Origin of the sequence: Verrucosispora sp. SN26_14.1 (assembly GCF_004307965.1) — a bacterium.
In the GTDB taxonomy this organism is placed as follows: Bacteria; Actinomycetota; Actinomycetes; order Mycobacteriales; family Micromonosporaceae; genus Micromonospora.
In genome coordinates this window covers 1-5,867 of record NZ_SISL01000366.1, presented here as the reverse complement: position 1 = coordinate 5,867, position 5,867 = coordinate 1, and the positions used below count along the sequence as shown (strand labels likewise).

Sequence of the window (5,867 nt, the reverse complement as noted above, 5' to 3'; positions counted from 1 at the left end):
ATCGTCCCCGGCCCCGCCCGTTCGTCGTGCCCGCGTCGTCGCGCTGGGTCAGCGGTCGCTCATGCCCGCCCGGCGGCGCAGGGCCGGCACGTCGGTGACGACGATCCGTCGACCCTCGGTACGCAGCCAGCCCCGGTTCGCGAAGGACCCGATCGCCTGGTTGACGCTCTGTCGTGAGCCGCCGGCCATCTCGGCGAGCTGGCTCTGGTTCAGCTCGATGGTGATCATCGGAGCCTGACTCTCCCCGGCGAGCCGGACCAGCGTCTTGGCGACCCGACCGGGCAGGTCGAGGAAGACGTGGTCGGCGTTCTGCTCGGTGAGTCGGCGGATGAGCGCGCCCAGCGAGCGCATCACCGCGTCCAGGATGCGCGGATTGGAGTGCACCAGCTCCATGAAGGCGCCCCGGGACAGGGCGAGGGCGGTGCAGTCCTCGATCGCCTCCGCGGACGCGGACCGGGTGGAGGCGTCCAGCAACGAGACCTCACCGAGAACGTCCGGCGGTCGGATCACCGACAGCACGGCCCGTTCGCCGGTCGGCGCGGTGCGGAACACGGCCACGGCACCCCGTCGCAGCACGATGAGCGACTCGCCGGGGTCGTTCTCCACGAACAGCAACTGACCCTTGCGATACGTCCGGGGCACCGCAGCGGCGATGACCCGCTGACGCACCTCCGGCTCCAGCCCGGCGAACATCTCCACACCCGTGAGCGCGTCGCCCGGCTCCGGCAGGCGCATCTCCACGGCCCCACCCCTCCCCGGTAAAGGACCAAACTCGCTCACCGGGTGAGCCTGGCGGCCCTTGACGAGGTGTTCTGACACCCGTGCGGCGTCCGGCAGCGGTACACATCAGATCATGACGGTCCGGTCGCTTGCTGTACACCCCTCAAATCACTTCCGTGACAGCTTCGAGCTGCGGATGTCCCCCAATCGGGACGATTGGAAACGCTCCCGGGGTGGGTGACCCGGTCGAGCGGCCCCGTCGGGCGTCGGCGAGGATGGCGGGGATGGCCTACCGCTACTTCTACGACTGCGAATTCATCGAGGACGGCCGGACCGTCGAGCTGGTCTCGATCGGCGTCGTCGACGAGTACGACCGCGAGTTCTACGCGGTCTCCACCGAGTTCGACGCCAGCCGCGCCGTGCCCTGGGTCCGCCGCAACGTGCTGGACAAGCTGCCCTCCCCGGCGGACCGGGCGTGGCGCTCGCGGGAGCGCATCCGCGACGAGCTGTACGACTTCCTGGTCGAGCCGATCCGGGACCGGCCCGGCGAGGAACTGGAGCTGTGGGCCTGGTACGCCGCGTACGACCACGTGGTGCTGGCGCAGCTCTGGGGCGCCATGCCGGCCCTGCCCCGGGAGATCCCCCGCTACACCAAGGAGCTGCGACAGCTCTGGGACGAGCGGGGGCGGCCACGGTTGCCGAACGCCGACGCGGCCCGTCACGACGCCCTGGTCGACGCCCGGCACAACCTGGCCCGCTGGCGGGCGATCACCGGTTCGTAGCGCCGGTGTCCCCGCAGTGCGGTCGATCGGTGGTTTGGCCCGTTCTGCCCCGGGCATCGGTGTGGCCAACGGTGCCGAGGTGAGGGAGCGTGACGAGGTGTTGACCGTCCGGGACGCCCGGCGCCGGATCACCGAGTTGATCAGGGCGGCCGAAGTCTGCACGCTCACCACGACCTCCCTCGACGGCCGGCTCGTCGGCCGTCCGATGGCGCTGCAACGCGCGGACTTCGACGGCGAGTTGTGGTTCTTCGCGTACGCCGGGTCGTCGACCGTCCGCCAGTTGCGGGTCAACGCGGAGGTGGCGGTGGGCTTCCACGACCCGGACGGGCGGGTCTGGGTGTCGCTGTCCGGTACGGCCCGGGACGACTACGACCCGGCGCGGGCCGAACGGTTGTGGCACCCCGGGCTCACCGGGTGGTTCCCCGACGGGGTGGCGACGAGCGGTTTGACGCTGGTCGCGGTGCACGTCACCGAGGCCCGGTGCTGGGACGCCCGGGACGGCCGTTCGGTCGGCCTGCTGGGGCAGGGCGGCTCCGGCTCGGGCGGTGGTCCGGCGTCCGCCGGTGACGACACCTACTGACTGGCGGTGACGACGCTTACTGGCTGGTAACCGGGGCGCGGTGTGAGGTGGGCCGGTGCGGCGACTACAGTTCGGGGGGACGGCCCGCCCCGGGCCGGCAACGGTGCCGAGGTCTGACCTGACACTTATCCTGGGGCTTGATCGGGCTTGACCGAATTGCTCCCAGGAGGATGAGCGGATCATGCGTATCGGCGTGCTCACCGGCGGCGGCGACTGCCCGGGTCTCAACGCGGTCATCCGGGCGGTGGTCCGTAAGGGCGTCGCCAGCTACGGCCATGAGTTCGTAGGGTTCCGGGACGGCTGGAAGGGCCCGCTGGAGGGTCTGTCCCGTCCGCTGGGCATCGCGGAGGTCCGGGGGATCCTGCCGCGCGGCGGCACCATCCTCGGCTCCTCGCGGACCAACCCCTTCAAGATCGAGAACGGCGTCGAGCGGATCAAGGACAACCTGGCCGCACAGGGCGTCGACGCGTTGATCGCCATCGGCGGCGAGGACACCCTCGGTGTCGCCACCAAGCTGCACGAGCTGGACGTCAAGGTCATCGGCGTGCCGAAGACCATCGACAACGACCTCGGCGCCACCGACTACACCTTCGGCTTCGACACCGCGGTGAACATCGCGATGGAGGCGATCGACCGGCTGCACACCACCGCCGAGAGCCACCACCGCACCCTGGTCGTCGAGGTGATGGGCCGGCACGCCGGCTGGATCGCCCTGCACGCCGGCCTGGCCGGTGGCGCCAACGTGATCCTGCTGCCGGAGCGGCAGTTCGACGTCGAGCAGGTCGCCGGCTACGTCGAGAAGCGCTTCCAGCACCAGTACGCCCCGATCGTCGTGGTCGCCGAGGGAGCCCAGCCGCTGGAGGGCCAGATGGTCCTGCAGAACCAGGAGCTGGACTCGTTCGGTCACGTCCGGCTCGGCGGCATCGGCCAGTGGCTGGCCGAGCAGCTGGAGGCCAAGACCGGCAAGGAGGCCCGCACCGTCGTGCTCGGGCACATCCAGCGCGGTGGCACGCCGACCGCGTTCGACCGGGTGCTCGCCACCCGGCTCGGCCTGCAGGCGATCGACGCCGTGCACGAGGGCGACTGGGGCAAGATGGTCGCGATGCAGAGCACGGACATCGTCCGCGTCCCGCTCGCCGACGCCACCCGCGAGCTGAAGACCGTTCCGCTGGAGCGGTACGCCGAGGCCGAGGTCTTCTTCGGCAGCTGATCGTCGTCCCGACGTCGCGGCGGACCAGCAGGTCCGCCGCGACGCCGGCTCCCGAAGGGGGTACGTCAGGTGTCAGCCGGGGTGCACACCGTCGCGGTGATCGGCGCGGGCAAGATCGGCGAGCTGATGCTCTCCGGCCTGCTGCGGTCCGGCTGGCCGGTGGACCGGCTGCTGGCCACCGCCCGGCGGCCGGCACGCGCCGAGGAACTCGCCGCCCGCTACGGCGTCCGGGTGGTGGACAACCTCACCGCCGTCGACGAGGCCGACGTGCTCGCCGTCTCGGTCAAGCCGCAGGACGCCGCCGCCCTGCTGGACGAGATCGGGCCCAAGGTGCCCGCCGAGAAGCTGGTCATCTCGCTCTGCGCGGGCCTGCCCAGCAGCTTCTTCAGCCGCCGGCTGCCCGAGGGCACCCCGGTGGTCCGGGTGATGACCAACACCCCGGCCCTGGTGGACCAGGCGATGACCGCCATCTCCGCCGGGGCGCACGCCACCGGCACACACCTGTCGCTGGCCGAGGAGATGTTCACGCCGCTCGGCGCGACGATCCGGGTGCCCGAGACCCAGCAGGACGCGGTCACCGCGCTCTCCGGCTCCGGCCCGGCGTACTTCTATCTGCTGGTCGAGGCGATGACCGACGCCGGCATCCTGCTCGGCCTGCCCCGGCAGGTGGCGCACGACCTGATCGTGCAGACCGCGATCGGCTCGGCGGTGATGCTGCGGGACTCCGGCGAACATCCCGTGAAGCTCCGCGAGGCGGTCACCTCACCCGCCGGCACCACCATCTCCGCCATCCGAGAGCTGGAGAACCACGGCGTACGCGCGGCCCTGCTGGCCGCACTCGAAGCGGCCCGCGACCGGGCCCGCGAGCTGGCCGCCCAGGCCGAGTGAACGGCACCGCCGGTACGCGGTGACGACGCCCCGGCGGCGCAGGTCGGCAGCGGGCTCCTTCCGGCGACCGGCGTGCCGCATACTGTCGCGGTGTTCACACTCGCCCAGGCCCGGCACCTGGTAGCCACCCTGCGTCCCCGCATCGACGAGCTGATCCGGGTCCGGGCCGACCTGGCCGAGTTGCAGACCGACCTGGCCTCCCACGGGCTGAGCGCACTCGGCGGGCGCGCCGAGGTGAAGGCGCTGGAGGCCCGGCTGCACGCCACCCTCGACGACATCCGGCAGCACGGCATCGAGATCAAGAGCCTCGCGCCGGTGCTGCTCGACTTCCCCGGCGAACGGGACGGCCGTCAGGTGCTCTGGTGCTGGCTGGAGGGGGACAGCGACGTGCGCTGGTACCACCGCGCCGACTGCGGCTTCGCCGGCCGCCGCCCACTCTGACCGGTGTGGCCCGGGCACGCCGTTGCCGGAGGCGTCTGCCCCAGCTCGCGCACATGCCATCGTCGACAGTGGTTGGTCATCGACCAGGGTGGACGAAACGGCGGCTGTTCGGTGGCGGTGTGTGCCGGTGTGGGCGTTGCTCGCGCGGTAAGGCCGCAGGCGTCCGGGCGGTCGGCCCTTCTGCCGCCAGAGAAGCCGCCGAGTTCGCCGGAGCTATCGTTATTTCGTTTCGGTGGCTGGGGGCAGGACCAGGCCGGCTGGAGGACCTTGTGACGGTGGTGCCCGCAGGCGGGCTGGAACCCGGCGGTGAGGAGCTCCGGCGTTTCGCTCGGCGACCGCTCCGAGGACGGCGACTGCAACTCATCGTCGACGGGGCAGAGCCGGTCGACGTGCCAGAGGTGGTGAGCGAGGCTCTCGCCGTTCCGGTCGCCGCCTCGCACTGCATGACGTGCTCGCGTACAAGGAACGGCGGTCGAGGGCGCGTGGTGAGGCGTTGGACGAGTTGACCGCGGACGCGATCGACACGGGCGTCTACGACGAGGCGATCAGGCGCGGACGCCAGTCGCCAGATGATCAACTCGGCGCGTGACCGGCTCTGCTTGGCCCCCGGCCCACCCGGACCGTCGCGACGCAACGAGTGGAGGCACCTTGATGTTCGCCATCGCCCTGACCGAGGACGCGGAACTGCGTCCGCTCGATCCGTGGCACGCCGAGGAGTTGCTGGCCAACCTGGACCGGGCCCGGGAGCACATCGCACCCTGGGTGGGGCCGTCCTTCGTGGCGAGCGACCTGGACGGGGCGCGGCAGGTGTTGCAGCGCTACGCGGACCGGTGGGCCCGGGACGGCGGCGGGATCTGGGGGATCTGGCTCGGCGGCCGGCTGGTCGGCGGGGTACTGCTGGTGTCGTTCGACGCGGCGACCGGGGTCTGCGAGGCGGGCTGCTGGCTGGAACCGGCGGCCGAGGGGCGTGGCCTGGTGACCCGCGCGGTCGAACGCATCATCGACTGGGCATTGGTCGAGCGTGGCCTGCACCGGGTCGAGTGGCGTACCAACGCGGGCAACGTGCGCAGCATCGCGGTGGCGCGTCGGCTCGGGATGCGGCGCGACGGCGTACTCCGGGAGGTGTTGTCCCGTCCGTCCGGGCGGGTCGACCTGGAGGTCTGGTCGGTGCTGGCGCCGGAGTGGCGGGCCCGCCGCGAGGGCGCGGCAGCTAGCGACGGATGAACCTGGAGCCGGGGCCGCCACC

General features: G+C 71.6%; 8 protein-coding genes. 7 read left to right on the top strand and 1 reads right to left on the bottom strand.

All coding sequences use genetic code 11. The features are described 5' to 3' along the window. Nucleotides 1-48: 48 nt before the first annotated feature. The gene (locus EYA84_RS24565) at nt 49-741 is read right to left on the bottom strand and encodes a Crp/Fnr family transcriptional regulator (RefSeq protein ID WP_013735136.1); all 693 of its coding nucleotides are present in this window, start codon (nt 739-741) and stop codon (nt 49-51) included. A gap of 263 nt (nt 742-1,004) precedes the next feature. On the opposite strand from EYA84_RS24565, the gene EYA84_RS24560 reads away from it, so the two are divergent. The 7 genes from EYA84_RS24560 to EYA84_RS24535 all read left to right on the top strand — a co-directional run bounded on the left by EYA84_RS24560 (nt 1,005) and on the right by EYA84_RS24535 (nt 5,845). Then, nucleotides 1,005-1,502: a polyadenylate-specific 3'-exoribonuclease AS gene (locus EYA84_RS24560; protein WP_131055759.1), complete on the top strand. Its 498-nt coding sequence runs from the start codon at nt 1,005-1,007 to the stop codon at nt 1,500-1,502. Between the two features lie 79 nt (nt 1,503-1,581). After that, the gene (locus tag EYA84_RS24555; protein ID WP_236145939.1) at nt 1,582-2,082 is read left to right on the top strand and encodes a pyridoxamine 5'-phosphate oxidase family protein; all 501 of its coding nucleotides are present in this window, start codon (nt 1,582-1,584) and stop codon (nt 2,080-2,082) included. A gap of 181 nt (nt 2,083-2,263) precedes the next feature. Beyond that, a complete protein-coding gene (locus EYA84_RS24550) occupies nt 2,264-3,292 on the top strand; it encodes a 6-phosphofructokinase (protein ID WP_131055757.1) in 1,029 nt (342 codons plus the stop codon). 69 nt (nt 3,293-3,361) lie between these two features. Then, on the top strand, nt 3,362-4,180 hold the full coding sequence (proC, locus tag EYA84_RS24545; protein ID WP_131055755.1) for a pyrroline-5-carboxylate reductase: 819 nt from the start codon (nt 3,362-3,364) through the stop codon (nt 4,178-4,180). 90 nt (nt 4,181-4,270) lie between these two features. Next, nucleotides 4,271-4,621, top strand: a complete 351-nt coding sequence (locus EYA84_RS24540) for a DUF2203 domain-containing protein (RefSeq protein ID WP_131055753.1) — start codon at nt 4,271-4,273, stop codon at nt 4,619-4,621. Nucleotides 4,622-5,069: 448 nt separating this feature from the next. Further along, nucleotides 5,070-5,210 carry a hypothetical protein gene (locus tag EYA84_RS32635; protein WP_161595031.1) on the top strand — a complete coding sequence of 47 codons (141 nt, stop codon included), beginning with the start codon at nt 5,070-5,072 and terminating at the stop codon, nt 5,208-5,210. 62 nt (nt 5,211-5,272) lie between these two features. Next, a complete protein-coding gene (locus tag EYA84_RS24535) occupies nt 5,273-5,845 on the top strand; it encodes a GNAT family N-acetyltransferase (protein WP_131055751.1) in 573 nt (190 codons plus the stop codon). Nucleotides 5,846-5,867 lie beyond the last annotated feature (22 nt).